The sequence below is a fragment of the Nocardiopsis sp. B62 genome, assembly GCF_018070675.1.
Taxonomy (GTDB): Bacteria; Actinomycetota; Actinomycetes; order Streptosporangiales; family Streptosporangiaceae; genus Nocardiopsis; species Nocardiopsis prasina.
The window spans coordinates 1-1,266 of the sequence record NZ_JAGPXK010000057.1 but is presented as its reverse complement, the minus strand read 5'-3'; the positions used below and the strand labels follow the sequence as shown (position 1 = coordinate 1,266).

Genomic DNA, 1,266 nt, shown 5'->3' with positions numbered 1-1,266 from the left:
CCGAGCACATGGTGCCGTCGGCGGTGGTGGTGCTGGACGAGCTGCCATTGACCGCGAACGGCAAGCTGGACAAGAGGGCCCTGCCCGCACCGGACTACACGGCCTCGGTCTCGGGCGGGCAACCCCGCAATCCTCGGGAGGAGATCCTGTGCGGGTTGTTCGCCGAGGTCCTGGGCCTGGAACGGGTGGGGATCGACGACTCGTTCTTCGACCTGGGCGGCCACTCCCTGCTCGCCACCCGGCTGGTCAGCCGGATCCGTTCCGTGCTCGGCGCTGAGGTGAGTCTGCGGGAACTGTTCGCCGCCCCGACGGTCGTGGGTGCGGCTGCGGCGATCGACGCCGCCGGTGAACGCGGCGCGCGCCCGCGCGTTCTGCCCGTGTCCCGTCCCGACCTGCTGCCGTTGTCCTTCGCCCAGCGCCGTCTGTGGTTCCTCAACCGCCTGGAGTCGGCGAGCACGTCGTACAACGTTCCGCTCGTGCTGCGCCTGCGCGGTGAGGTCGACGCTGGAGCGCTCGGCGCCGCGCTGGGCGATCTCGTCGACCGCCACGAGTCGTTGCGCACGGTGTTCCCCTCGCCCGGAGGCGAGCCCCACCAGCGAGTACTGGGCAAGCCGGAGGCCCGTGCCCTGCTGCGCTTCGCGGTCACTCCCTGCGCGCGCGACCAGGTGCGCGGGACCGTGGACACCCTCGTCGGCAGGGTGTTCGACCTGGCCGAGGCCCTGCCGGTGCGCGCTGACCTGCTCAGGGTCTCCGACGAGGAGGCGGTCCTGGTGGTGCTGCTGCACCACATCGCCACCGACGGCTGGTCCGAGGCCGTACTGCTCAGAGATCTCACGGAGGCGTACTCCGCCCGCCGCGCGGGCTCGGCTCCCGGCTGGGTCCCGCTCCGGGTGCAGTACGCCGACTACGCGCTCTGGCAGAACGCCCTGTTGGACGAGGCGGAGCCCGGGGGACCGGTCGCCGACCAGCTCGACTTCTGGGAGCGGTCCCTGGCCGGCGCCCCGGAGGTGCTGGAGCTACAGACGGATCGTCCGCGCCCCGCCGTGGCCTCCAACAGGGGGGAGCACCTGGCCTTCTCGTTGGACGCCGATCTGCACGGCCGTCTGGCGGAGTTGGCGCGAGCGCGGGGCTGCACGCTGTTCATGGTTCTTCAGGCTGCGTTGGCGGTGGTGTTGGCGCGGTCGGGTGGTGGTGTTGATGTTCCGATCGGTACGCCTGTGGCTGGGCGTGATGATGAGGCGTTGGATTCCTTGGTGGGGTTCTTCG

Annotated in this window: 1 protein-coding gene; it reads left to right on the top strand. The window is 70.9% G+C overall.

Going from position 1 to position 1,266, the window contains the following annotated elements; all coding sequences use genetic code 11:
* Positions 1-1,266, top strand: a 1,266-nt coding sequence (locus KBX21_RS26245; RefSeq protein WP_247666373.1) for a condensation domain-containing protein, incomplete at both ends; no start/stop codon positions are given.